The organism is Paracoccus fontiphilus, from assembly GCF_017356265.1.
GTDB classification, from domain to species: domain Bacteria; phylum Pseudomonadota; class Alphaproteobacteria; order Rhodobacterales; family Rhodobacteraceae; genus Paracoccus; species Paracoccus fontiphilus.
On the sequence record NZ_JAFNAW010000001.1, the window covers coordinates 100852 to 125279 of the forward strand.

Below are 24428 nucleotides of genomic sequence, written 5' to 3' on the forward strand. Positions count from 1 at the left end.
ACAACACTGGCCGATCACGCGCCCGTGTCCCCTACCGGCGCAGCATCGCGGCCCGCGCGGCCTCGTCCCGCGCCCAGCCGGTGATGGCCTCGGCCACGACCTGCACCATGCGCCCGCGCCATTCGGGGTTCAGCAGGTTCGCCCGGTCGTCATGGTCCGAGATGAAGCCAAGCTCCAGCAGGACCGAGGGGATGTCGGGCGACTTCAGGACCGAATAGGTGGCCCCCTGCACCGGCCGCCCGTGCATTCCGATCCCCATCAACGACATGCGCGAGACGAGCCAGCTTGCAAAGCTGCGCGACCGGGGCTGCGTGTCCGTGCGCGCGAAGTCCATCAGGACCCCCGTCAGCGCGTCGTCATGGCCGGTCAGGTCGATGCCCGCCAGAAGGTCGTCGCGCCCGTGGCGGGTCACAAGCTGTTCGTCGGCGCGGCTGTCGGCGGCCGGGTTCCAGACATAGACGGTCGCCCCCGCCGCCTGCCCCTGCGGCAGCGCATCGGCATGAAGCGAGATGAACAGGTCGGCCCGCGCCTTCCGCGCTGCGGTCATGCGCTGTTCAAGCGCGACAAAGCTGTCGTCCTGCCGGGTCATCTGGACGTCCACGCCCCGCGCCTGCAGGGCCGCGCGCAGTTCCAGCGAAAAGACCAGCACCAGGTTTGCCTCGCTTTCGCCCTCGGCCAGGGCGCCGGGGTCGAAGCCGCCATGGCCGGGGTCCAGCATGACGGTGAAGCGGTCGTCAGGCCCGGGGTCGGGCAGGTCCGCCGGTTCCGGCACGTCGCGCAAGGCGGCAACGGCCGAAGGGCGGGGCGCAAAGTCCTCCTCGGCCACCGGGGCAAGCGCGACGGTGATCTGGGACAAGGCCGCCCGTGCCTGCTGGCCCGCCGTGTCGATGCGATAGGGACCGGGCAGTTCAACGACGATCCGCGACCACCCGTCGCGCCAAGGACCCCACCGGATCGCGGAAGCCAAGTTGGCGCCGAACAGATCCTGGGGCCGGGCCATGCCCAGGTCGGCGTCCTGCAGGTCGATGACCAGCCGCGCCGGATCGCCCACCAGATAGGCGCGGTATGGCACCGCCTTCGTCAGCGACAGGCGCAGTTCCAGCGGCCTGGGGCCGCCCCATCCCCGCCCCGTCGCGACCAGAGCCGATCCGCCCAGATCCAGCCGCGCCGGGTCCGCCCATGCGGGCAGCGCCAGCAGCAGGGACAGGATCAGCGCAAGCCATCTCATCGCGCGGCCATGAAATCCTGCAGCCGGCGCAAGCCTTCGGCGATGTCGGCCGTCGCCCGTGCATAGGAAAAGCGCAGGGTCTGCCGTCCGCGTTCAGGGTCGAAGTCCAGCCCCGGCGTGACGGCCACGCCCGCCTTTTCAAGGATTTCCGCCGCAAGGCTGACGGAGTCCCCGGTCAGGTGCGACACGTCGGCATAGATGTAGAACGCCCCTTCCGGCGGGGCGATGCGGTCGAAACCCGCCCGGGGCAGCCCTTCCAGCATCAGCCGGCGGTTCTCGGCATAGACGGCCAGGTTGGCGTCGGCTTCCCCGGTGCAGTCCAGCGCGGCCAGTGCCGCGACCTGGCTGGCATGGGGCGGGCAGATGAACATGTTCTGCGCCAGCCGTTCGACCGTGCGGACGTGGTCCGGCGGCACGACCATCCAGCCGACCCGCCAGCCCGTCATCGAGAAATACTTGCTGAAGCTGTTGATGACGAACACCTCGTCCGTCACCTCCAGCGCGGAATGGCATCGGTCGCCATAGGACAGGCCATGGTAGATCTCGTCCGAGATCAGCGCCATGCCCCTGGCCTTCGCCGCATCGGACAGTGCGCGAAGCTCGTCCGTCCGCAGCACCGTCCCCGAGGGATTGCCGGGAGAGGCGAGGATCAGCCCCGCGCAGCCATCCGGCAGGTCGGCCGGGCGCGGCTGATAGCGGTCCTCGGGCCGGGTCGGGATGCCCACCGGCTCCAGCGACATGGCCCGCAGGATCTGGCGATAGCTGGGATAGCCGGGATAGCCCATCGCCACCCGGTCGCCCGCGTCGAACAGGGCCGAAAAGGCCAGGATGAAGGCCCCGCTGCTGCCGGGCGTCACGACCACGCGGGCCGGGTCCAGATCGACACCGTACCAGCGCCCGTAAAGGTCCGCGATCCCCTGCCGCAGCGCGGGCAGGCCAAGCGCCACGGTATAGCCCAGCGGATGTTCCAGTGCCGCCGCCAGCGCGCGGCGCGCGCCCTCGGGGGCGGGGGTGGAAGGCTGGCCGACCTCCATGTGGATGATGTGGCGGCCCTGGGCTTCGGCGCGGCTTGCTGCCTCCATCACGTCCATGACGATGAAGGGATCGACCTGTCCGCGGGCGGATTTCCTCATTGCTCTCCTCGTGCCCTGGGGGCCTTTTGTATTTTTTTCCTGTCTTACGCGGGCGCGGCCTGCACGAAAAGCCCCCTGGGCCCTGCCGGTCACGCAGCTTTGTCAGCCGGTTCCTTGCCAAGCCCGGCCGCGCGCGGCAAGCTTGGGGCGACCCGACAACGAGGACTTCGATGAAACGCCTGATCGCCGCGCTGCTTCTGACCGCGACCCCCGCCATGGCCTTCGACATCGGCGCCATGTCCGAGGATGAGAAGGCCGCCTTCGGCCAGGCCGTACGCGAATACCTGATGGCCAACCCCGAGGTCCTGGTCGAATCCATCAACGTGCTGGAGGAACGCCGCGTCGCGACCGAGGCCCAGAACGACGTGACCCTGGTCGCGTCGAACCACGACGCGATCTTCAACGACGGGCACAGCTGGATCGGCGGCAATCCCGAGGGGGATGTCACGATGGTCGAGTTCATCGACTATCGCTGCGGCTATTGCCGCAAGTTCAACGATCAGGTCCATGACATCGTCAAGGACGACGGCAATATCCGGCTGATCCTGAAGGAATTCCCGATCCTTGGGCCGGAGAGCGAGACCTCGGCCCGGTTCGCGGTGGCGGTCAAGCAGGTCGGCGGGGACGAGGCCTATGTTCAGGCCCATGAGGCGCTGATGGCGCTGCGCGGCGCCCCCTCGCCCGAGGCGTTGCGCGAGATCGCCTCGGACATCGGCCTGGAGCCGGACGAGGTCATGAACACGATGAACGCCGAATCCGTGACGGCGGTGCTGCGCGACAACCGGCAACTGGCCGAGCGCATGGCGATCATGGGCACGCCCACCTTCGTGATCGGCGACACCCTGCTGCGCGGGATGCCCGCCGAAGGGCTGGAGCCGAGCGTCGCCGCAGCCCGGGAGGGCAAGGGCTGATCCGACCCCGGCCCGCCGGCGCCCGTGGCGCTGGCGGGTGCCTCCGGCGGGGGTATTTGGACAACGAAGAAGCGGCTATTCGGCAGCCAGGCGTTCGTCGGCACGGGCGGCGCGGCCGAGGATGTGGTCGGCGGCCTTTTCGCCAACCATGATCGACGGGCCGTTCAGGTTGCCGTTGGTGATGCGCGGGAAGATCGAGCTGTCGGCCACGCGCAGGCCTTCCACCCCGATCACCCGCAGGTCGGGATCGACCACGGCTATGGGATCGGTCGCGGCACCCATGCGGGCGGTGCCGCAGGGGTGATAGGCCGATTCGGCATGGTCGCGGATAAAGGCGTCGATCTGGTCGTCGGTCCGGATTTGCGCGCCGGGCTGGATTTCGTCCCCTCGGTAGGGTTCGAAGGCCGGCTGGTCGAAGATCCGGCGGGTCAGGCGGACGCAGGCGCGGAATTCGGCCCAGTCGTCGGGGTGGGCCATGTAGTTGAAGCGGATCTCGGGCGCGGCTGCCGGATCGGCCGAGGCCAGCCGCACCGTGCCGCGCGACTTGGACCGCATGGGCCCGACATGGGCCTGGAAGCCGTGACCCTGCGCCGCCGCCTTGCCGTCATAGCGCACGGCCAGCGGCAGGAAGTGATACTGGATGTCGGGATAGTCCACCGCGTCCGATGACCGGATGAAGCCGCAGCTTTCGAACTGGTTCGACGCGCCAAGGCCGGTCTTTTGCAGCAGCCATTCGACGCCCACCCGGCTTTTGCCCAGGAGGTTGTAGTAGGTGTAAAGCGTGATCGGCTTCAGCGCCTTGTACTGCATGTATATTTCAAGGTGGTCCTGAAGGTTCGCGCCCACGCCTGGACGGTCGGCCAGGGGCGTGATGCCGTGGCTCCGCAGGTGGTCGGCGGGTCCGACGCCCGACAGCATCAGCAGCTTGGGCGTGTTGATCGAACTGGCCGAGACGATGACCTCTCGTCCGGCCCGGATCTCCTCGATCCCGCGCTTGCCTTCGACCTCAACCCCGTAGGCACGCTTTCCTTGAAACAGGATGCGGCGGGCCAGGGCGCGGACGACCCGCAGCCGTCCCGCCTTCATCGCCGGGCGCAGATAGGCATTGGCGGCGGACCAGCGGCGACCTTTCCAGATCGTGGCCTCCATCGGGCCGAAGCCTTCCTGCCGTTCGCCGTTGTAGTCGGGCGTATAGGGCCAGCCCGCCTGCTGTCCTGCCTGGATGAAGGTGTCGAACAGCGGGTTGCGGCGGCGGCCCCGCGTCACGTGCAGCGGGCCGTCGGTGCCGCGCCATTCCGACGCGCCGCCGTGCCAGGTTTCCATCCGCTTGAAATAGGGCAGCACGTCCGCGTAGCCCCAGCCTGCCGCGCCGCTGTCGCGCCAGTGGTCGAAATCCTTGCGGTGGCCGCGCACGAAGACCATGCCGTTGATCGACGACGACCCCCCCAGCACCTTGCCGCGCGGCGTAGCCAGCCTGCGCCCGCCCAGATGCGGTTCGGGCTGGCTGGAAAAGCCCCAGTCGTATCGCGGCATGTTCATCGGGTATGACAGCGCGCCGGGCATCTGGATGAAGATCCCGATGTCGGTGCCGCCGTATTCTATCAGGGTGACGCTGTGCCCCGCCTCGGTCAGGCGATAGGCCAGCGCGCAGCCAGCGGACCCGGCGCCGACGATGACGTAATCAGCGGTCATGGCTGGTCCCCTAATATGGCGCCTCGACGGCGCCCATGCCGACATAGACGGTCTTGAGTTGCGAATAATGCTCGATGGCGGCGGTGCCGTTCTCGCGCCCCAGGCCCGACATCTTGACGCCGCCGAAGGGCATTTCCACCGGCGTCAGGTTGTAGGCGTTGATCCAGCAGGTGCCGGCCTCCAGCGCCGCAACCACGCGATGCGCGCGGGTCAGGTCCCGGGTAAAGACCCCGGCGGCAAGGCCGAAGCCGGTCGCATTGGCGCGGGCCACGGCCTCGGCTTCGTCGGCGAAGGTCAGGGTGGTCATCACCGGGCCGAAGATCTCGTCGCGGGTGATCGCCATGGCGTCGGAAGCGTCGGCGAAGACGGTCGGCGGGATGAAGGCCCCCTCTCCCGCGCCGCCGCAGACCAGCCGCGCGCCTGCCTGCTGCCCGGCGACGATGGCGGCGCGAATCTTGGCGGCTTGCGTCCCGTTGATGATCGGGCCGAACTGCGTCTCCGGGTCCAGCGGGTCGCCGGTGCGGATCGCGGCCAGCCGTTCGGCCAGCCGGTCCAGGAAGCGCGCGGCGATGCCCTGCTGCAGGAACACCCGCGTGCCGTTGGAACAGATCTGCCCCGAGGAGTAGAAGTTCGCCAGGATCGCCGCGCCGACCGCATCCTCAAGGCTGGCGTCGTCGAAGACGATCAAGGGCGACTTGCCGCCAAGTTCCATGGTGACGTGGCGCATCCCCTCGGCGGCGGCGGCATAGACGCGGCGGCCCGTGGGCACCGATCCGGTCAGCGAGACCTTGGCGACATGCGGGTCGGTGACAAGCGCCGCGCCGACATGGCCGCGCCCCTGCACGACATTGAAGATGCCGGGGGGCGCACCCGCCTCAAGCAGGATCTCCGCCAGCTTCAGCGCACCCAGCGGCGTTTCCTCGGAGGGCTTGAAGACCATGGCGTTGCCCATGGCCAGCGCGGGGGCGGCCTTCCAGCAGGCGATCTGGCTGGGATAGTTCCAGGCGCCGATGCCCGCGCAGACGCCAAGCGCCTCGCGCCGGGTATAGGCCCAGTCGCGGCCCAGGGGGATCATCTGGCCGGTCACGGTCGCGGCCAATCCGCCGAAATATTCCAGCGCGGCGGCACCCGAGGCCCAGTCGGCCACCAGCGTTTCCTGGATCGGCTTGCCGGTGTCCAGCGTTTCCAGCCGCGACAACGCCTCGTTCCGGTCGCGGATGATCGCGGCGGCGCGGGACAGCACGCGGCCCCGGTCCGCAGGCGCCATCGCCGCCCATTCGGGCTGCGCGCGGGCGGCCGCCTGGCAGGCCAGCGCGACCTGTCCGGCCGATGCCTCGCGCAGCGAGGCGATCTGCTCGCCCGTGTAGGGGTAAAGAACGGGCAGCACCGCGCCTTCGCCCTCGACGAACTGACCGTCGATGAACAGGCTGGCGGCAGGTTGGGCGTCGCGGGTCATTGCAGGACCTCGTCCAGGTAATCGAAGATCAGTTTCTCGGCCGTCACGGCATCTATCCCGCCGGGGGTCAGCACCGCGCGCAGGTAAACCCCGTCGATCAGCGCCCCGACCGTCTCGGCCACGCGGACCGGATCGGCGGCCAGGGGCCGCAGCGCCAGCACCAGATTCGACCGCAGCCGGCGGTGATAAACGCGCAGAAGACGACCGGCCTCGGGGTTGATCAGCGCCAATGCGTAAAAGTTGATCCAGGCGCTGACGGTCTCGCGCTGGAAATTCTGCGGCGCGAAACTGGCCCGCACGATGGCGTCCAGACGCCCGCGCCTGCCATGCCCCGGCAGCCGTTCCGCGACCGACCTGCCATAGGTCCGCAGGATGTAACGCATTGCCGATAAAAAGATTTTTTCCTTCGATCCGAAATAGTGATGCGCCAACGCCGGCGACATCCCGGCCCGCCTGGCGATCTGCGCCACGGTGACGTCCAGCGACCCCGTCCGCCCGACCTCGAAGATCGTGGCGTTGATTAGCGCGGCTTTTCGGATAGGCTCGGCCCCAATCTTGGGCAAGGTGGCACCTGTTGAAAGAATGTGTTGCTATTCGAAGCCCGTGTATCGTTAATTGATCAACCAATCAAGAACAGGGAGCATCCATGACCCCCATCCGTCTGATCAACGCCCTTGCGGTCGGCGCCGTGCTTGCCGGACCCGCCGTCGCGGCAGAACCCGACGAATGCCGCCAGGTGGTCTTTTCCGACGTGGGCTGGACCGACATCACCGCGACCACGGCGCTTGCCACGACGGTCCTGCAGGCCTTGGGATACGAGACGGAAATAAAGCTTTTGTCCGTGCCCGTGACCTATACGGCGCTGTCCACCGACGATGTGGATGTCTTCCTGGGCAACTGGATGCCCACGATGGAGGCCGACATCGCCCCCTATCGCGACGCGGGCACGGTGGACACGGTGCGCACCAACCTGACGGGCGCGAAATACACGCTGGCCACCAACAAGGCGGGCGCCGATCTGGGCATCACCGATTTCGACAAGATCGCGGAACACAAGGACGCGCTGTCGGGCCAGATCTACGGGATCGAGCCGGGCAACGACGGCAACCGCCTGCTGCTGGAGATGGTGGCCGAGGACAAGTTCGGCCTTGGCACCTTCGAGGTGGTCGAATCCAGCGAACAGGGGATGCTGGCGCAGGTCGCCCGCGCCGACGCGGCAGGCCAGCCGGTCGTGTTCCTGGGATGGGAGCCCCATCCGATGAACGCCCAGTTCGACATGACCTACCTGACCGGCGGGGACGAGGTCTTCGGCCCCGACCTGGGCGGCGCCGAGGTCCGCACGAACACCCGCCACGGCTTCGTCGCCGAATGCCCGAACCTGGGCAAGTTCCTGCAGAACCTGGAATTCACCCTCCCCATGGAGAACGAGGTGATGGGCAAGATCCTGAACGACGGCCAGGAGCCGATGGAGGCCGCCAAGGACTGGCTGAGCGCCAATCCCGATGCGGCGATGCCCTGGCTGGACGGCGTCACGACAGTTGACGGCAACGACGCGGCAGCCGCCCTGACCGAGGCGCTGTCCGGCTGACCGCCGGACCGCGCTTCACGACACCAAGATCCAAGGAGACCGCATGGAGCAGCTGACGGCGCTTGTGACCGACAACAAGATACCCGTCGGGCGGACGGCCAAGGGGATCTTCGACTGGCTGAACGCCAATGCGGCAGGCTTGTTCAACACGATCTCGGGCGCGCTGGATTGGCTGATTGCCCGCATCCTTGCCGGTCTGGAGGCCCCGCATCCGCTGCTGTTCATCCTGCTGGCGGTGGCGCTGACCTGGGCCTTGCAGCGCAGTTGGAAGACCTGCCTGCTGGTGGCGGCGGGCCTGCTGTTCGTGCTGAACCAGGGCTACTGGGAGGAGATGCTGCAATCCCTGACCCTGGTTCTGGCTGCCTGCCTGGTCTGCATGGCGATCGGGGTGCCGGTGGGCATCGCCGCCGCGCACAGGCCGCGGCTTTACGCCTGGATGCGGCCGGTGCTGGATCTGATGCAGACGCTGCCGACCTTCGTCTATCTGATTCCGGCCATCGTGTTCTTCGGCATCGGCATGGTGCCGGGTCTTCTGGCGACGGTGATCTTCGTGCTGCCCGCGCCCATCCGGCTGACTCAGCTAGGCATCGCATCGACGCCCCCCGCCCTGGTCGAGGCCGCGACCGCCTTCGGCGCCACCCCGCGCCAACTGCTGTGGAAGGTCGAGCTGCCAAGCGCATTGCCGCAGATCATGGCCGGGCTGAACCAGACCATCATGCTGTCCTTGTCGATGGTCGTCATCGCCGCGCTTGTGGGCGCCTCGGGGCTGGGTGTGCCGGTGGTGCGGGCCTTGAACAGCGTCAACACCTCGCTGGGTTTCGAATCGGGCTTCGTGATCGTCGTCGTCGCGATCCTGCTGGACCGGATGCTGCGGATGGAGGGTCGCCGGTGAACACCATGCACAATGCCGTCGAATTCGACCGGGTCAGCATCGTCTTCGGCGACCATCCCGAAACCGCCCTGCCCCTGATGGACCAGGGCAAGGAGCGCGGAGAGATCCGCGCCGCCACGGGTCAGGTGCTGGGGGTCCACGACTGTTCCCTGAACGTCCGACAAGGCGAGATCCTGGTCCTGATGGGCCTGTCGGGATCGGGCAAGTCCACGCTGCTGCGCGCGGTCAACGCGCTGAACCACGTCTGCCGGGGCGAGGTCCGCGTCTGGGACGGCAGCCGCATGATCTCGGTCAGCGGGGCCGGCAAGCGGGAACTGCGCGACATCCGCCTGCGCCATGTGGCCATGGTCTTCCAGCAGTTCGGCCTGCTGCCCTGGCGCACCGTGCGCGAGAATGTGGGCCTGGGGCTGGAACTGGCGGGAATCCCCGCAGCCGATCGCAAGGCGCGCGTCGACCATCAGCTTGAGACCGTGGGCCTGACCGACTGGGCCGAACGCAAGGTGGGCGACCTGTCGGGCGGGATGCAGCAGCGCGTGGGCCTGGCCCGCGCCTTCGCGACCGAGGCGCCGATCCTGCTGATGGACGAACCGTTCAGCGCGCTCGACCCGCTGATTCGCACGCGGCTGCAGGACGAATTGCTGGAGCTGCAGGCCAAGACCCGCCGCACGATCATCTTTGTCAGCCACGACCTGGACGAAGCCTTCAAGCTGGGCAACCGCATCGCCCTGATGGAGGGCGGCCGCATCGTCCAGATCGGCACCGCCCGAGAGATCATCGCGAACCCCGCCAGCGACTATGTCGCCGACTTCGTGGCGCACATGAACCCGCTGGGCGTGCTGACCGCCCGCGACGTGGTGCACCCGGGCGAGGCGCCGGGCGATCCCATCCCGCGCGACATGCCCGTCCGCCAGGTGATGGGCCTTCTGGCCGACAGGACCGCCCTGCCCGTCGAGGGCGGCGGCTGCATCACCCGCGACGCGGTGCTGGCCAAGCTGATCGACCCGCGCGGGTGATCAACTGTTCTGCAGGTCGCGGTGATAGCGGATCAGCAGGGCCAGACCCAGCGCATAGACAAGCAGCGACACGCCAAGCACATAGGCGGGGCTGACGTAATCCCCCGCGTAGGACGGATAGAAGGACTTGCGCATCTGCCCGATGACATGGACCAGGGGGTTGTACCACAGATAGTCCCCGAACGGTGTCGGAAGGTCGTCATAGATGAAGAAGATGCAGGAAATCAGGAACAAGGGCCTGTTCAGGATCGCCCAGACCTGCTGCCACCAGGAGAAGGCCTCGCTGAGGAAGCAGTTCATGACGCCCACGGAGGTCCCGAACGCGAAGGCCATGAACAGGGACAAGGCGATGCCCCCGGCCTGGGGATCGGTCCGGGTGTCCTGGAAGAACAGGACGGCGAAGAAGACGATGTAGGCCACCAGCATCTGGGTGATGCCGTTCATGATCATCCGGGCCAGCAAGGCATCCATGAAGGTCACGACCGGATAGGCAAGCAAGGCCTTGGAATAGGCGACCGACTGCGCGACCTTGGTGGAAATCGCCATGTAGAACAGGAAGGGCACGATTCCCGTGGCATAGAAGATGGGGAAATTGGTCCCGATCGGCGGCGCTGCGAAGACAAGCGAAAAGATCAGGCTCAGAAGGACGATGCCGGCGACGGGCTCGGCCACGGCCCAGAGATAGCCGCGCGACGCCTTGCCGTTCGTCGTGGACATCTCTCGCAGCACAAGGGCACCGATGGCGCGGAAGCTGGAAAAGGACCGGTGCCGGTGCGACTCGCGCAGGGCGTCGGGCTTGGCCTGGTTCGCTGCGGGCAAGGGGAAGGTGACTTTGGACAGGATTGACCTGGCTGGCTGTTCACGGTCCCGTCAGGACGCTGGAACTGTGTGGTGAGTTTATGCATGACAAACAGGCGACAACAGATCAACAGCAGGCGAGTGGCCCCGCGCATGACTGCCCCGAACGACAAGTCGGTTAACGCCGACTTCCCCTGATCCGACCCGCCCCAGACACCGACATCCTCTACAAGTTCATCCAGAGCCACGACCTAGTGCAGCGGATCGATGACAAGCTGGACCTGCGCGCCATCTGGTCGAAGCCCGAGAACGACCCCGTCTTCGCCTATACCGGCAACGCCTCGCTGGAGGATCTGCTGTCGGAATGGGAACGCAAGGTCCGCGTCTATTACGACGAGGGCATGATCGACCTGCGCGTGGTGGCCTTTGACCCCAAGGACGCGCAGGCGATCTACGATGAAAGCACGATCCTTGTGAACGAGCTGAACGACGTCTCGCGCGAGGATGCGCGGCGCTATGCCCGCCACGACCTGAACGAGGCGCTGGAGCGGCTGCGCGCGGCGCGGCGCGGCGCGGCAGGCAATGACGGAATTCCGCAACCGCCACCAGCTTGTCGATCCGACCGCCGATGTGGAAGGCTAGGTGGGCGTCGTCAGCACCTTGCAGGCGCAACTGGCCGAACAACTGGTCTCGCTTGGCCTGCTTCAGGCCAACGCGCAGGCAAACGACCCCCGGATCGAGCAGACGCAGCTGCGAATCGACGTCATTCGCGAACAGATCGCGTCCGAGCGGCAGAAGTTCGGGTCCGAGACGGCGACGGGCGAGGCCCTGTCCGAGGTCGTGGGCCAGTACGAAAGCCTGATGGTGGACCGCGAATTCGCCCAGCAGACCTATGTCGCGGCCCTGGCGGCCTATGACGTCGCCCGCGCCGAAGCCGCGCGGCAGACCCGCTATCTTGCCGCCTATGTGAAGCCGACGCTGGCGCAGGACTCGGAATTCCCAAAACGGATGAAGCTTCTGCCTATGATGGGCGGGTTCCTTCTGCTGATCTGGATTGTCGGCATCCTCACCTTCTACAGCCTGAGCGACCGGCGATGATCCGCCTGGAGAACCTGACCAAGGTCTACAAGCTGAACGGCCGCCGGAAAGTTGTCGCGAACAACATGAACGCGACTTTCCCGACCGGCGTGTCCGTGGCCCTTCTGGGCCGCAACGGCGCGGGCAAGTCGTCCCTTCTGCGCATGATCTCGGGCGCGATGCTGCCCACGTCGGGACGCATCCTGTCCTCGGGCACGATCAGCTGGCCGGTGGGCTTCGCGGGGTCGTTCAACGGCGAACTGACAGGCGAGCAGAACTGCCGCTTCGTCGCCCGCGTCTACGGCATCGACAGCGACGAGATGCGCGACTTCGTCGAGGATTTCGCGGAACTCGGACAGCATTTCTACCTGCCCTTCCGCACCTATTCGTCGGGCATGAGGGCGCGGCTGGCCTTTGGCGTGTCGATGGCCGTGCCCTTCGACACCTACCTCGTGGACGAGGTTTCCGCCGTGGGCGATGCGGCCTTCCGCGCCAAGTCGAATCACGTCTTCAACGCGCGCATGAAGGCCGCCGGCGCGGTTGTCGTGTCCCATTCGATGGCAGGCCTGCGCGAAATCTGCCAAGCGGGCGCGGTGCTGGAGAACGGACAGCTCAGCTACTACCACGATCTGGAAGACGCCATTCAGGCGCATACCGCCAATATGCGGCAATCCGCCGCCTGATCCCGGCGCGGGATTGAAACGGCTGTGTGTCAGCATCATGGCGACTATGGCATCCGTCCGGTTGCCGCTCTAAAAGGCGGCAGGACGCGCAGCTATTGAAGGCAGGTTTATGAAAATCATCGTTCTGGGCGGAGACGGTTTCTGCGGTTGGCCGACCGCGCTGCACCTGTCGGCGCGCGGCCATGATGTCATCATCGTGGACAACCTGTCCCGTCGCAAGATCGACGTGGAACTGGAGGTCAGCAGCCTGACCCCGATCCGCCCGCTGGGCGAACGCGTGCGGGCCTGGCACGAGCTGACCAACCACACGATCCGGGTCGAGAATTTCACGGTGGGCGAACATTACCACCGCCTGCTGACCCTGCTGCGCGACGAAAAGCCCGATGCGGTGATCCATTTCGCCGAACAGCGCGCCGCGCCCTATTCAATGAAATCCAGCTGGCACAAGCGCTATACCGTCAGCAACAACCTGAACGCCACCAACGACGTTCTGGCCGCCATCGTCGAGTCGGGCCAAGACATCCATCTGGTCCACCTGGGCACGATGGGCGTCTATGGCTACGGCACCGCGGGCATGAAGATCCCCGAGGGCTACCTGAACGTGGTGGTGGAAACCGAGAACGGCCCCCACACGCAGGAAATCCTGTATCCGGCCAATCCCGGCTCGATCTACCACATGACCAAGACCCAGGATCAGCTGTTCTTCTTCTACTACAACAAGAACGATCGGGTGCGGATCACCGACCTGCACCAGGGCATCGTCTGGGGCACCCAGACCGAGGAAACGCGCCTTGACGACCGGCTGATCAACCGCTTCGATTACGACGGCGACTACGGCACGGTGCTGAACCGCTTCCTGATGCAGGCGGCGATCGGCTATCCGCTGACGGTGCACGGCACGGGCGGGCAGACCCGCGCCTTCATCCACATCCAGGACACCTGCCGCTGCATCGAGCTGGCACTGATGAACCCGCCCGCGAAGGGCGACCGGGTCAGCATCCTGAACCAGATGACGGAAACCCACCGCGTCCGGGACCTGGCGCAGATGATCGCCGACCAGACCGGGGTCGAGGTCGCGTTCCTGAAGAACCCCCGCAACGAGGCGGACGAGAACGACCTGCACGTTGCCAACGACCGCTTCCTGGGCCTGGGCCTTGAACCGATCAAGCTGGCCGATGGCCTGCTGGCCGAGGTCCAGGAGATCGCCCGCAAATACGCCGACCGCTGCGACCGGGAAAAGATCCCCTGCGTGTCGCAATGGCGGACTGCGTGACGCAGCGGCCCGGCGCAAGGACGGCGATCGGTCACTCGACGCCGGAAGGGGCGCCGGCCTTCATCTGATCCACGGTCGCCAAGACAACGGCCAGGCGCCGGGAATCCGCGGGATGCGTTCCCCAGAAGGACAGCTGGCCGCCTTGAGACCGCGCCGCCTCGGCCCGCGCGAAGAACTTCGCCCCCTTGACCGGATCATAGCCGGCGGCGGCGGCGATGCGGGTGCCCAGCATGTCGCTTTCCAGTTCGTAGGTCTGCGAATACGCCCTGGTGCCGACGGCGGCGCCGATCTCCATGTTGCGGCTGACCGCATGGGGGTCATAGCCCTGCCCCGCCGAGGCTGCCTGCGCGTTGCCATAGGCCGTCAATGCGCCCAGGATCAGCGCCCCTGCGACGGCCTGCTGCTGCTGCTTGACGATATGCTGGCCGATCAGGTGACCGTATTCATGGCCCAGGATGAAGGCTACCTCGTCATCGCTTTCGACATCCTGAAGCATCGTCACGGTGAAGCGGATGACCGGGTCGCTGTTGCCCGGCCCGGCATAGGTGAAATAGGCGTTCCGTTCGGCCATCTGCCGATCCAGTTCCAGCTTGACGCGGCAGTCGGCACCCTTTTGGGCCAGTTCGGCCTTGCACAGGGTTTCGGCCACCGGCTGCAAGCGCGAGGCGACGCGCCGGAACCGCGCCTGGGCGACAGCCGGGTCGGCGGGACTTCGGGGTGCGGCGGCCCTCGCCTCGGCGAACATCGCGGTGGCGCGGGCGTCCACCCGGTCATCCACGCCCGGCAGGTCATAGGTCGTGCCGCAAGCAGCCGCCAAGGCCGCAATCGCGATCGCGCCGGTGTTGCGGAAAAACTGAACCAAAGTCATCGTCAAGACAGTCCCCAGATTGGTCGAATGCCCTGACGATACGGCTTGACGCTGGCCGAGGTAAAACGCCAACAACGTCGCATTTGTCTCGAATGCGGCGCGAAGGGCTGCCTGGCGCCGGACCCCGACCCGTCCTCACGCCTGCTTCAGGAACTCCAGCAGATCCTCGGTCAGCCGGTCCGCGTGGGTGGCCGTCAGGCCATGCGGCGCGCCGCTGTATTCGACCAGCCTCGCATCCGGCAGCATGGGGGCAAGGCGCTGCGCGGTCGCGGCGGCGGGCACCGTCTTGTCGCCGGTGCCGTGGATGATCAGGGCGGGGACGTTGATGTTCGGGACATCGCCGGTGAAGTCGGTGGTGCCGAAGGCCGTCACGCATTCCAGCGTCGCCCGGGGGCTGGCCATCATCGCCATGCCCAGCGTCCAGTCCAGCATGGGCTGGCTGACGCCGCCCAGGATGCCCTGGCCGTAGAAGTCCTTCAGAAAGTCGGTCAGGAAGGCGGGGCGGTCCTTGCGCAACCCTGCCCGTATCTGTTCCGGCACCTCGGCCGCGACGCCCTTGGGGTTGCTGTCCCCCTTCGGCATCCCCGGCACGACCGAGGACACGAAGACCGCCTGCGACACGCCATTGCCGTGGCGCGACATATAGCGCGCCACCTCTCCCCCGCCCATCGAGAAGCCGACCAGCGTGGCGTCCCGAAGGTCCAGGCCTTTCATCACCGCGGCCAGATCGTCGGCCAGGGTGTCGTAGTCATAGCCGCTCCACGGCTGGTCCGAGCGGCCAAAGCCGCGTCGGTCATAGCTGATGACGCGGAAACCGGCCTCGGCCAGCCTGACGGCCTGGTATTCCCAACTGTCCGCGTTCAGCGGCCAGCCATGGATCAGAACCACGGGACGGCCCCGCCCCCAGTCCTTGACATGAAGCTTCGTTCCATCATCGGTCGTGATCGTCGGCATGTCGCGTTCCCCTGGCAAATGGATATGCCGGGGAACGCGGGTCCGACCGGCCGGGTTGCCGGGCTACTGCACGCGCGCCCAGGTCTGGCTCTTGCAGATCAGGCCGCCCGCGACGCAGCCTGACAGGCTCATCCGGTCGCCCTCCACGCTGGCCTTGCCGTTGTAGATCTTGTCGTTCGCCGGGCGCCAGACCTTGCCCGCATAATTGCTGCCCCCCTGCGGAGCCATGTCGATGACGATCTGGCGCCCCAGATTCGGGGACCGGAACTCGGACGAACCCTGGAAGGTGCGGCTGATGGTGCCGCAGAAGGCCCCGCCGCAGGGGCTGATCGTGACATGAGCGAAAGCGCCCTCGTCCGGCTGGGTCTGCCAGACGCCCTCGATCGGGTCGGCGGCAGCGGCGGTGCCCGTCACCGCAAGGATGGCGGCAATGATGATGTGGCGCATGGGTTCCCCTCCTCAAGATGGCCTGATGCTGCGCGGGCGGTCCCGGCGCTGGCAAGCATGACGTCAGGTCGCGGCCCGCCCTTCCGTTCCGCCCGCCCGCGTGGCAAAGGGTGCGCGACCCGCGACCTATCGGAGACCGCCATGATCCTTTATCCCGCTATCGACCTGAAGGACGGCAACTGCGTCCGCCTGCTGCGTGGAGAGATGGAGGCCGCGACCGTCTTCGGCACCGACCCTGCCGCCCAGGCCCGCGCCTTCCAGGACGCGGGGGCCGAATGGCTGCACCTGGTGGACCTGAACGGCGCCTTTGCAGGCCATCCCGTCAACGCCGCCGCGGTCGAGGCGATCCTGGCGGCCATCGACATCCCCGCCCAGCTCGGCGGCGGCATCCGCGACATGGCCACCATCGAGGCCTGGCTGGCAAAGGGCCTGTCGCGCGTGATTCTGGGAACCGTGGCGGTCGAGAACCCCGACCTTGTCCACGAGGCGGCGGCAGCCTTCCCCGGCCGGATCGCCGTGGGCATCGACGCACGCGCCGGTCGCGTCGCCACCCGTGGCTGGGCGACCGAAACCGCCGTGATGGCGACCGACCTTGCCCGCCAGTTCCAGGACGCCGGGGTCGCCGCGATCATCTACACCGACATCGACCGCGACGGCGCCATGCAGGGCCCCAACATCGCCGCGACCGAGGCCCTGGCCCGCGCGGTGTCCATCCCGGTCATCGCATCGGGCGGCGTGTCGTCGCTGGACGACCTGCGGGCGCTGGCCCAGACGGGCGTGATCGCCGGCGCGATTTCGGGCCGGGCGCTTTATGACGGCGCGATCGATCTGGCCGAGGCGCTGGCGCTGCTGAAGTAGGCAGCGTTCGCGCGGCCGATGGCCAAGCCGTTGGAGCCGGCGGCCTGGGTGGACAAACCGACACTTGGCGCCGGACCAAGGCACGGCACGACCATCAGGCGGCCGCTTGGCGCATGAGCCGGGCCGCCGCGAACTTGCCGCGGCAGCGCTTGGACGATCCGCTGCTCAGATCTGGCGTTCGGGCAGTTGCACGACCAGGCCGTCCAGGGCCTCGGTCACCTTGATCTGGCAGGTCAGGCGAGAGCGTTCGGGATCGGGCTGATAGGCGAAGTCCAGCATGTCCTCCTCCATCGGGTCCTTCGGCGGAAGCTGGTCCACCCAGGCCGGGTCGACATAGACATGGCAGGTCGAACAGGCGCAGGCGCCGCCGCAATCGGCGTCGATGCCCGGGATGCCATTGTCCCGCGCGCCTTCCATCACCGTCATGCCGGGCTTCACGTCCACCTCGTGGCGGGTTCCGTTATGCTCGATGTAGGTGATCTTCGCCATGGCTCGTTTCCTTTGCTGCGCAAGGGGCAGATAGGCCATCGGACCCGCGAAGAAAAGGGGCCCAGGCCATCAGGCCAAGCCCATGCCGCCTGCGCTGCCGCCGAAGGGAAACCAACCCGCCGCATCCCAGGGGCCGCCGCGATAGCGCCACAGCAGGAACCCGGTCGCCTCGAAGGCAAGGGGCTGGAACCGGGCGGAAAGGTCGTCGAACAGCCTGCGGGCCTCGGCGGGCGCGACCTTGTTCTGGATCGTCACATGCGGCCTGATCCGCTGGCGATCCTGCGCGGTCAGGACATCGGCGAAGATGCCGGAAAGCACCGCCCGCAACCGCTCGATCCCGGGGCAATCGAGGTCATAGGCCACGCCCCGGCCCAGGAACCGCAGGCCCGCCACGCGCCCCATGAGGGACGCCGTGGCTTCAGCAACGCGGCTCAGTTCTTGCGTGATCCAGCCGATGCGGGCACCCGGCAGGTGATGAAACAGCGTGAGATGCGCGGGAATGTGGTTGCGCGCCGCTGGAAAGTGCCGCTGCCGCATGGCCTGGAAGAGGGCAAAGCTGGCATCGTCCATCCGGAGGGTCAGGATCAGCGGTGCGTCGTCGGTCATGCCGGAATGCCTTCATCCGCCTGGATCGAAAAAGGCGGCCCGCCCCTGCGAACCGCCCCTGTTCCTCATGCCCGGCGGACTTGCCGGACTGTCCGTGCCCTCAGGATTCGCCGACCGGCAGGGCCACGAAGCGCGGCTCGCCGTCGCGGCGCACCAGCACCAGCAGCGACTTGCGGCCAGCCTCGCGCACCTCGTCGATGCGCTCGTTCAGGTCGCGGATCGAGGCGACGGGCTGCTGGCCCGCCTCGGTGATGATGTCGCCGGGGGCAAGGCCCTTTTCGGCGGCTTCACTGGCGGGATCGACCTCTTCGACCAGAAGGCCCGCGGCATCGCCCGGCAGGCCCATCTCCTGCGCCATCTGCGGCGTCAGGACGCGCAGGGACATGCCCAGGACCTGCTGCGGCGTGGCGCTGTCTTCCGTGGCAGGCGCACCCGTGCCCTCGGCGGTTTCGCGGCGGCCCAGGGTCACGCTCAGCGTCACCGGCCCTTCCTGGCGCTGCACGATCACATCCACCGGCTCTCCGGCGGGGGCTTCCGCCACGCGGCGGACAAGGCTGCGGGTGTCCTCGACATCCGCGCCGGCAAAGCTGGTGATCACGTCGCCCGCGCGCATCCCGGCCTCTTTCGCGGGACCCTCGGGCACGTCCGTCACCATCGCGCCCGACTCGGCCGCAAGGCCAAGGGCCTCGGCCATGTCGGGGGTCACGTCCTGGATCTTGACGCCAAGCCAGCCGCGCCGGGTTTCCCCGAACTCGCGCAACTGCTCGACGACGGTGGACACGACGTTCGACGCCATGGAAAAGCCGATGCCGATCGAGCCGCCGTTCGGCGACAGGATCGCGGTGTTGACGCCCACGACCTCGCCCTTGAGGTTGAACAGCGGCCCGCCCGAGTTGCCGCGGTTGATCGCCGCGTCGGTCTGCAGGTAGTCGTCATAAGTGCCGGACAATTCCCGGTTCCGCGCCGAGACGATCCCGGAACTGGCCGAGAAGCCCTGCCCCAGCGGGTTGCCAAGCGCCAGCACCCAGTCGCCCACGCGCGCATCGTCCGAATTGCCGAACTTCACGAAGGGCAGCGCGTCGTCGCTTTCGACCTTCAGCAGCGCGACATCGGTGTTCGGGTCGGTGCCCACGACCTTCGCGGGCAGCGTCTCGCCCGAATAGAACTCGATCTCGATCTCGTCCGCGCCCTCGATCACGTGGTTGTTCGTGACGATGAAGCCATCGGCCGAGATGACGAAGCCCGAACCCAGCGCGTTCGATCGCTGCGGCATCCGCGGGCCGCCCTGGCCCGGCTGGCCGGGAACGCCGGGAAAGCCGAAGTCGCGGAACAGGTCGGAAAACGGGCTGCCCTCGGGGAACATCGGCCCGCCCTCGCCGCCGGTCGGCTGGGCGACCACGGCGCTGGTGGTGATGTTCACGACGGCGGGCGCCACCTGCTGGACCAGATCGGCGAAGCTGTCGGGCATGACCTGCGACGAGGCCGTCGCGGGGGCCGACAGCGGCTCGTTGTTGTTCGCCGCCTCTTGCGCCTGCTGGCTGGCCTCGGGCGAGATTTCGGGCTGCGTGTCCTGGGCGGCCGCGAAGCCAAGGCCGACGGTCACGGCCAGCGCCGAGGCGGTCAGGAGGTGCCGAGGAGAAAGCGTCTTCATGCGGATGTCCTCATCTTTCGCATATGCTCCGGTCCTGACATGGGCCGGGGACCGGCTGGATATGAAGAAGAAATAGTGCGCCGTGGCAAATAAACCACGCTCTCGGGTGGTGAACTGATCGTGACCTTTGTTGCAGAAAGGGCGGATGGTTTGCCATCCGCCCTTCCGTTTTCGTGTCAGTTTTGCGCGGGTGCCGGCTCGGGCGTGCCGCCCGCGGTTTCCGCGTCCGCTGCCGGCGCCGCCTCGCCCGTCGCGGGCGGGACGGCCACGGCGGGTGCTTCCTGCGGCGGGGTGGTCAGGCTTTCCGGCATGGGCGTCAGCGTGACGCCCGCGCTTTCGCCCAGCCGGTTGCCCTCGCGGTCGGTGACGGTGGGCGTCACCAGTTGCTCGTCGGTGGCGGGCGGCTGGACCGCCGCGTTCTCGGCCGAGTTGCCCGCCGGAACCGGGGTCGGCGCGGGATTCGCGCGATCCGCACCGTCGTCGCGCAGATAGCTGAAGAACTCTCCATCCGGCTGCAGCACCAGAGAGCTGTTCTCGCCCTTGAGCGCGCGTTCATAGGAGGTCATCGACCGCGTGAAGGCGAAGAACTCGGGGTCGCGGCCGAAGGCGTCGGCATAGATGGCGTTGCGCTGCGCATCGGCCTCGCCGCGCACGATCTCGGCGCGCTTCTGCGCCTCGGACGTCAGTTCCGTCACCGTGCGGTCGGCGGCGGCACGGACGCGCTGCGCAGCCTCGCCGCCCCGCGCGATCTCGTCGGCGGCCTCGCGCTGACGCTCGGCGCGCATCCGGGCATAGGTGGCGTTCAGGTTCTGCTCGGGCAGGTCGGTGCGGGTCAGGCGCACGTCGATGATCTCGACCCCCAGCCCTTCGGAATTGCCGCGCGCCTCGTCGCGGATCTGGTTCATCAGCGCCGTGCGGTCATCCGAAAGCACGCTGGTCGAGGGCACGGTGCCCAGCACCTCGCGGATGGCGTTGCGGACGATCGGTTCCAGACGGCCCTGCGCGCCCTGGATGCCGCCCGCGCCCACCGCTTGGCGGAAGCGGACCACATCGGTGATGCGCCAGCGGGCGAAGGCGTCCACGATCAGGCGCCGGTCGTCCAGCGGCGTGACCTCCAGCGGGACGGTCGGCAGGCCCAGGATGCGGCCGTCGTACTTTTCCACGTTGTCCAGGAACGGGACCTTGAAGCCCAGGCCCGGTTCCTCCTTGACGTCGACCACGCGGCCCAGGCGCAGGACCAGCGCCTTTTCGCGTTCGTCGACGATGAACAGCGACGTGGCCACCAGCACCGCCACGACGATCAGGAACGGAATGGCCAGCGTTCCCAGATTCACTCTCCGCGCGGCCATCAGTTGCTCCCTCCGGTGTTCGTGTTGGTGCCGCCGTCGCGGCGCAGCTGGTCAAGCGGCAGATAGGGCACGACGCCAGAGCCCTGACCGTCCAGGCCCTCGCCGATGATGATCTTGTCGACGCTGCCCAGAACGCCTTCCATGGTTTCCAGATACATCCGGCGGCGGGTGACTTCGGGCGCCTTCACGTATTCCTCGTAGATCGAGTTGAAGCGCGCGGCCTCGCCCTGGGCGGTGTTGACCGCCTCGGCGCGATAGGCCTCGGCCTGTTCCAGGGCCGCGGCCGCGTCGCCGCGGGCCTGCGCCAGGACGCGGTTGGCATAGGCGTCGGCTTCCTTTTCCAGGCGGTCGCGTTCCTGCTGGGCGGCCTGCACCTCGCGGAAGGCGTCGATCACCTCGACCGGCGGGTCAGCGCGGTCCAGGTTGACGCGGACCACGTTGATGCCCGACTGATAGGCATCCAGCGTCTGCTGCACGGATTCCTGCAGGTCGTTGGCGATGGTCCCCCGGTCGCGGTTCAGGATCGGCGCAAGCTCGGTCCGGGCGATGATGTCGCGCATCGAGGATTCCGCCACGGCCCGCATCGTGTCGGCGGGATCGGCCAGGTTGAACAGGTATTTCTCGGGGTCCGAGATGTTCCAGACGACCTGGTATTCCATGTCCACGATGTTCTGGTCGCGGGTCAGCATCAGGCCGTTGTCCATCTCGCCCTCGCGCCCGGTGCCGATCTCGGTCACGCGTTCGTTGGTGACGGGGATGACCTCGGCGGTGACGATGGGCCAGGGGGCGAAGTTCAGGCCCTCGGACCCCACGGCCACGGCGCGGCCGAACAGGAACTCGACGCTCTTTTCGTTGGTCTGGACGCGGTAGAAGCTGGCAAAGGCCCACAAGGCCAGCAGGACCAGCCCGCCGATGGTCAGCGTGGTGCGGTTCATCTGCAGCCCCGGTCCCGAGGGGCGGCGCGGCCCGCCGCCGGTCGGGCCGTTGCCGCCGCCGCCGCGCCCGCCCATCAGCACGCGCAGCCGTTCCTGGCCCTTCTTCATCAGTTCTTCGATCTCGGGCATCTGCTGCGGACCACCCGGGCGCTGCGGGCCTTTTGGTGGTTGCTGCTGTCCCCAGGGGCGGTTCGAGGGCTGCTTGCCGCGATCCTCGTCATCTCCTCCGCCGCTTCCGCCGCCCCAAGGGCCCTGACTTGCCATCCGTGGTCCTTCTTTCTTCTTCGGAATTCCGTTGCTTGAAAACTGGTGCAGCGGGGGGAAAAGTCAACCCGACGGTCCCCTGCCCGCGCTTTTCTGTCGCAATTGTCAGGCGGTTGCAGCCTGTGCAGAAACCTCCAGCCGGTGGCGGCGCGTGGGCTGGCGCATCGTCACCAGCTCCTCGGCGGCGGTCGGGTGGACCGCCATGGTCGCGTCGAAGTCGGCCTTGGTCGCGCCCATCGTGATGGGGATCGCCGCCAGCTGGATCATCTCGCCCGCGTCGGGGCCGAAGATGTGGCAGCCCAGAACCACGTCGGTCTGGGGATCGACCAGCAGCTTCATCATCACCTTGGCGTTGCTGCCCGCGAACATGGACCGCATCGGGCGGAACACCGTCGCATAGACATCGACGTCGCCGCGCGCGCAGGCCTGTTCCTCGGTCAGGCCGATCTGCGCGACCTCGTGCGGGCGCAGATAGACGGCGCTGGCGATGTTGTGGTGGCTGACGGTGCGCGCGCGACCGCCGAAGATCGTGTCGGCGAAGGCATGGCCCTCGCGGATGGCCACGGGGGTCAGGTTCACGCGATCGGTCACGTCGCCCACCGCGAAGATCGAGGGCACCGCCGTCTGCGACCACTCGTCAACGGCGATCGCGCCGTTCGGACGCAGGTGGACGCCGGTGTTCTCAAGCCCCAGCGCGCCGGTATAGGGCGCGCGCCCGGTGGCCCAGATCACCGCGTCAAACTGTTCGCGGCTGTCGTCGCTGAAGCTGACGTCGATGCGGTCGCCGTTCCGCTGAAGCGCGGTCGGGTTGACGTTGAGGCGCAGGTCGATGCCGATGTCGGAAAGTTGCAGCGTTGCCATGTCGCGGGCCTGCCGGTCGAAGCCGCGCAGCACCGCATCGCCGCGATAGACCTGCACCGTCTCGCAGCCAAGGCCCGCCAGGATGGTCGCGAACTCGCAGGCGATGTAGCCGCCGCCGACCAGCAGGACGCGGCGCGGCAGGCGGTCCAGAAGGAACAGGTCGTCCGAGATCAGGCCCAGTTCCTCGCCCGGGATGCCGGGCAGGGCGGGGCGTCCGCCGACCGCGATCAGGATGTGCTTGGCCGTTTTTCGCGTGCCGTCGGCCAGGGCGACCGTGTGGTGATCGACAACCGTGGCGCGCTGGTGAAAGATCTCGACCCCGGATTTCTCAAGGTTCGCGGTATAGATCACCTCGAGCCGGGTCAGCTCGGCGTGCAGCTTTTCGCGGAACACCTCCCAGTCGAAGCGGCCCGCCTGCGCCCCTTCCCAGCCATAGCCGCGCATCTCCTCGGCCATCAGCCCGGCCTGGCTGGCGAAGATCATCAGCTTCTTGGGCACGCAGCCGCGGATAACGCAGGTGCCGCCCATGCGGCTTTCCTCGGCCAGGGCCACGCGTGCGCCATGTTCGCCCGCCGCGATCCGCGCCGCCCTGACGCCGCCCGAGCCGCCGCCGATCACGAACAGGTCATAGTCGAAAGTCACAGTCTCAGTCTCCTTCGCCGGCCAGCATGTCGGCGTCTATATCGGCATTGCGGTCAAGGCGGACAACCGTGCCATCGGGCTTGCCGATGATCGCAAGGCTGCACATGCCCAGGAACAGCCCGTGTTCCACCACCCCCGGAATGGCGGCCAGGGCACGCGCCAGCGCCACCGGATCGGGGATGCATTGCAGGTGCAGGTCCAGGATCCAGTTCCCCTCGTCCGTCACCCAGGGCTCGCTGCCCTTCAGGCGCAGCAGGACGTCGCGGTCGCCAAGGTCCAGTTCCTCCAGCGCGCGGCGGATCAGCGTGCGCGTCGTCTCGAAGCCGAACTGCAGCACCTCGACCGGCAGGGGAAAGGCGCCAAGCTGCTCGACCACCTTGGCGGGATCGGCGATCACGACCATCCGCTTGCTGGCCGCCGCCACGATCTTCTCGCGCAGGTGGGCGCCGCCGCCGCCCTTGATCAGGTGCAGGTCGGGATCGACCTCGTCCGCGCCGTCGATGGTCATGTCCAGCCAGCCGATCCCGTCCAGGCTTTCGATGCGCAGCCCCAGGCTTTCGGCCAGTTCGCAGGTGGCCTTCGACGTGGCCGCGCAGCGCAGCGACAGCCCCTCAGCCCTGACGCGGGCGGCCAGTTCGCGGACCATGATGCTGGCGGTCGATCCGGTGCCAAGGCCCAGCTTCATGCCGTCCTGCACAAGGGCCACCGCCGCGCGGGCGGCCGCCAGCTTGGCGGGATCGGGTTCGGAACTCTGCGCCAT

General features: G+C 67.5%; 25 protein-coding genes. 8 read left to right on the plus strand and 17 right to left on the minus strand.

Features of this window, described 5'->3' with window-relative positions:
- Positions 1-31: 31 nt before the first annotated feature.
- Positions 32-1228, minus strand: coding sequence for an N-acetylmuramoyl-L-alanine amidase (locus J0F76_RS00575; protein ID WP_207464553.1), 1197 nt, complete (start codon positions 1226-1228; stop codon positions 32-34).
- Positions 1225-2361, minus strand: coding sequence for a pyridoxal phosphate-dependent aminotransferase (locus J0F76_RS00580; protein WP_207464560.1), 1137 nt, complete (start codon positions 2359-2361; stop codon positions 1225-1227). The genes J0F76_RS00575 and J0F76_RS00580 overlap by 4 nt, the downstream gene beginning before the upstream one ends.
- Positions 2362-2531: 170 nt before the next feature.
- Here J0F76_RS00580 and J0F76_RS00585 point away from each other — a divergent pair, with 170 nt between their 5' ends.
- Positions 2532-3272 carry a DsbA family protein gene (locus J0F76_RS00585; RefSeq protein ID WP_207464563.1) on the plus strand — a complete coding sequence of 247 codons (741 nt, stop codon included), beginning with the start codon at positions 2532-2534 and terminating at the stop codon, positions 3270-3272.
- 75 nt (positions 3273-3347) lie between these two features.
- Here the strand turns inward: J0F76_RS00585 and betA are convergent, their stop codons facing one another.
- Genes betA through betI form a run of 3 tightly spaced genes read right to left on the minus strand, consistent with a single transcriptional unit; the run spans position 3348 to position 6983 of the window.
- Complete coding sequence (betA, locus tag J0F76_RS00590; protein ID WP_207464572.1) at positions 3348-4964, minus strand: choline dehydrogenase; 1617 nt, start codon at positions 4962-4964, stop codon at positions 3348-3350.
- Positions 4965-4974: 10 nt separating this feature from the next.
- Positions 4975-6420 (minus strand): betaine-aldehyde dehydrogenase, encoded by a 1446-nt coding sequence (gene betB, locus J0F76_RS00595; RefSeq protein ID WP_207464574.1) that lies wholly within the window; start codon positions 6418-6420, stop codon positions 4975-4977.
- Positions 6417-6983, minus strand: a complete 567-nt coding sequence (gene betI, locus J0F76_RS00600; RefSeq protein ID WP_207464576.1) for a choline-binding transcriptional repressor BetI — start codon at positions 6981-6983, stop codon at positions 6417-6419. Before betI ends, betB begins: the two co-directional genes overlap by 4 nt.
- An 83-nt stretch (positions 6984-7066) precedes the next feature.
- On the opposite strand from betI, the gene choX reads away from it, so the two are divergent.
- The 3 genes from choX to choV are packed head-to-tail and all read left to right on the plus strand — an operon-like array spanning position 7067 to position 9913.
- Positions 7067-8008: a choline ABC transporter substrate-binding protein gene (gene choX, locus J0F76_RS00605; protein WP_207464585.1), complete on the plus strand. Its 942-nt coding sequence runs from the start codon at positions 7067-7069 to the stop codon at positions 8006-8008.
- 43 nt (positions 8009-8051) lie between these two features.
- The gene (gene choW / locus J0F76_RS00610; RefSeq protein WP_207464598.1) at positions 8052-8900 is read left to right on the plus strand and encodes a choline ABC transporter permease subunit; all 849 of its coding nucleotides are present in this window, start codon (positions 8052-8054) and stop codon (positions 8898-8900) included.
- Positions 8901-8905: 5 nt separating this feature from the next.
- Positions 8906-9913 (plus strand): choline ABC transporter ATP-binding protein, encoded by a 1008-nt coding sequence (gene choV, locus J0F76_RS00615; protein WP_207464782.1) that lies wholly within the window; start codon positions 8906-8908, stop codon positions 9911-9913.
- On the opposite strand, the gene J0F76_RS00620 is transcribed toward choV, so the two are convergent.
- The gene (locus J0F76_RS00620) at positions 9914-10732 is read right to left on the minus strand and encodes an ABC transporter permease (RefSeq protein ID WP_242689893.1); all 819 of its coding nucleotides are present in this window, start codon (positions 10730-10732) and stop codon (positions 9914-9916) included. It abuts the gene before it with no gap.
- A gap of 230 nt (positions 10733-10962) precedes the next feature.
- On the minus strand, positions 10963-11310 hold the full coding sequence (locus tag J0F76_RS00625; RefSeq protein ID WP_207464600.1) for a hypothetical protein: 348 nt from the start codon (positions 11308-11310) through the stop codon (positions 10963-10965).
- A gap of 43 nt (positions 11311-11353) precedes the next feature.
- Here J0F76_RS00625 and J0F76_RS00630 point away from each other — a divergent pair, with 43 nt between their 5' ends.
- The 3 genes from J0F76_RS00630 (at position 11354) to J0F76_RS00640 (ending at position 13744) form a co-directional block, all read left to right on the plus strand.
- Complete coding sequence (locus tag J0F76_RS00630; protein ID WP_207464602.1) at positions 11354-11809, plus strand: hypothetical protein; 456 nt, start codon at positions 11354-11356, stop codon at positions 11807-11809.
- Positions 11806-12471: an ABC transporter ATP-binding protein gene (locus tag J0F76_RS00635; RefSeq protein WP_207464604.1), complete on the plus strand. Its 666-nt coding sequence runs from the start codon at positions 11806-11808 to the stop codon at positions 12469-12471. The genes J0F76_RS00630 and J0F76_RS00635 overlap by 4 nt, the downstream gene beginning before the upstream one ends.
- 109 nt (positions 12472-12580) lie before the next feature.
- Positions 12581-13744, plus strand: a complete 1164-nt coding sequence (locus tag J0F76_RS00640) for an NAD-dependent epimerase/dehydratase family protein (protein ID WP_207464606.1) — start codon at positions 12581-12583, stop codon at positions 13742-13744.
- A gap of 31 nt (positions 13745-13775) precedes the next feature.
- On the opposite strand, the gene J0F76_RS00645 is transcribed toward J0F76_RS00640, so the two are convergent.
- The 3 genes from J0F76_RS00645 to J0F76_RS00655 all read right to left on the minus strand — a co-directional run bounded on the left by J0F76_RS00645 (position 13776) and on the right by J0F76_RS00655 (position 16013).
- Positions 13776-14612 (minus strand): M48 family metalloprotease, encoded by an 837-nt coding sequence (locus J0F76_RS00645; protein WP_207464608.1) that lies wholly within the window; start codon positions 14610-14612, stop codon positions 13776-13778.
- 135 nt (positions 14613-14747) lie between these two features.
- Positions 14748-15566 carry an alpha/beta fold hydrolase gene (locus tag J0F76_RS00650; RefSeq protein WP_207464610.1) on the minus strand — a complete coding sequence of 273 codons (819 nt, stop codon included), beginning with the start codon at positions 15564-15566 and terminating at the stop codon, positions 14748-14750.
- A 63-nt stretch (positions 15567-15629) separates the two neighbouring features.
- The gene (locus J0F76_RS00655) at positions 15630-16013 is read right to left on the minus strand and encodes a DUF2147 domain-containing protein (RefSeq protein WP_207464612.1); all 384 of its coding nucleotides are present in this window, start codon (positions 16011-16013) and stop codon (positions 15630-15632) included.
- Between the two features lie 141 nt (positions 16014-16154).
- Between J0F76_RS00655 and hisA the strand changes: the two genes are divergently transcribed.
- A complete protein-coding gene (hisA, locus tag J0F76_RS00660; protein WP_207464614.1) occupies positions 16155-16871 on the plus strand; it encodes a 1-(5-phosphoribosyl)-5-[(5-phosphoribosylamino)methylideneamino]imidazole-4-carboxamide isomerase in 717 nt (238 codons plus the stop codon).
- A 165-nt stretch (positions 16872-17036) separates the two neighbouring features.
- Here hisA and J0F76_RS00665 read toward each other — a convergent pair whose 3' ends face one another.
- The 7 genes from J0F76_RS00665 to rpiA form a co-directional block, all read right to left on the minus strand.
- The gene (locus J0F76_RS00665) at positions 17037-17360 is read right to left on the minus strand and encodes a 2Fe-2S iron-sulfur cluster-binding protein (RefSeq protein WP_207464616.1); all 324 of its coding nucleotides are present in this window, start codon (positions 17358-17360) and stop codon (positions 17037-17039) included.
- A gap of 69 nt (positions 17361-17429) precedes the next feature.
- Positions 17430-17966 carry a 2'-5' RNA ligase family protein gene (locus J0F76_RS00670; protein WP_207464618.1) on the minus strand — a complete coding sequence of 179 codons (537 nt, stop codon included), beginning with the start codon at positions 17964-17966 and terminating at the stop codon, positions 17430-17432.
- A gap of 100 nt (positions 17967-18066) precedes the next feature.
- The gene (locus J0F76_RS00675) at positions 18067-19617 is read right to left on the minus strand and encodes a Do family serine endopeptidase (protein ID WP_207464620.1); all 1551 of its coding nucleotides are present in this window, start codon (positions 19615-19617) and stop codon (positions 18067-18069) included.
- Positions 19618-19793: 176 nt separating this feature from the next.
- Positions 19794-20966: a protease modulator HflC gene (hflC, locus tag J0F76_RS00680; RefSeq protein WP_242689894.1), complete on the minus strand. Its 1173-nt coding sequence runs from the start codon at positions 20964-20966 to the stop codon at positions 19794-19796.
- Positions 20966-22165 (minus strand): FtsH protease activity modulator HflK, encoded by a 1200-nt coding sequence (hflK, locus tag J0F76_RS00685; protein WP_207464622.1) that lies wholly within the window; start codon positions 22163-22165, stop codon positions 20966-20968. The genes hflC and hflK overlap by 1 nt, the downstream gene beginning before the upstream one ends.
- 105 nt (positions 22166-22270) lie before the next feature.
- A complete protein-coding gene (gene gorA, locus J0F76_RS00690) occupies positions 22271-23668 on the minus strand; it encodes a glutathione-disulfide reductase (RefSeq protein ID WP_207464624.1) in 1398 nt (465 codons plus the stop codon).
- Positions 23669-23672: 4 nt separating this feature from the next.
- Positions 23673-24428 carry a ribose-5-phosphate isomerase RpiA gene (gene rpiA, locus J0F76_RS00695; protein WP_207464626.1) on the minus strand — a complete coding sequence of 252 codons (756 nt, stop codon included), beginning with the start codon at positions 24426-24428 and terminating at the stop codon, positions 23673-23675.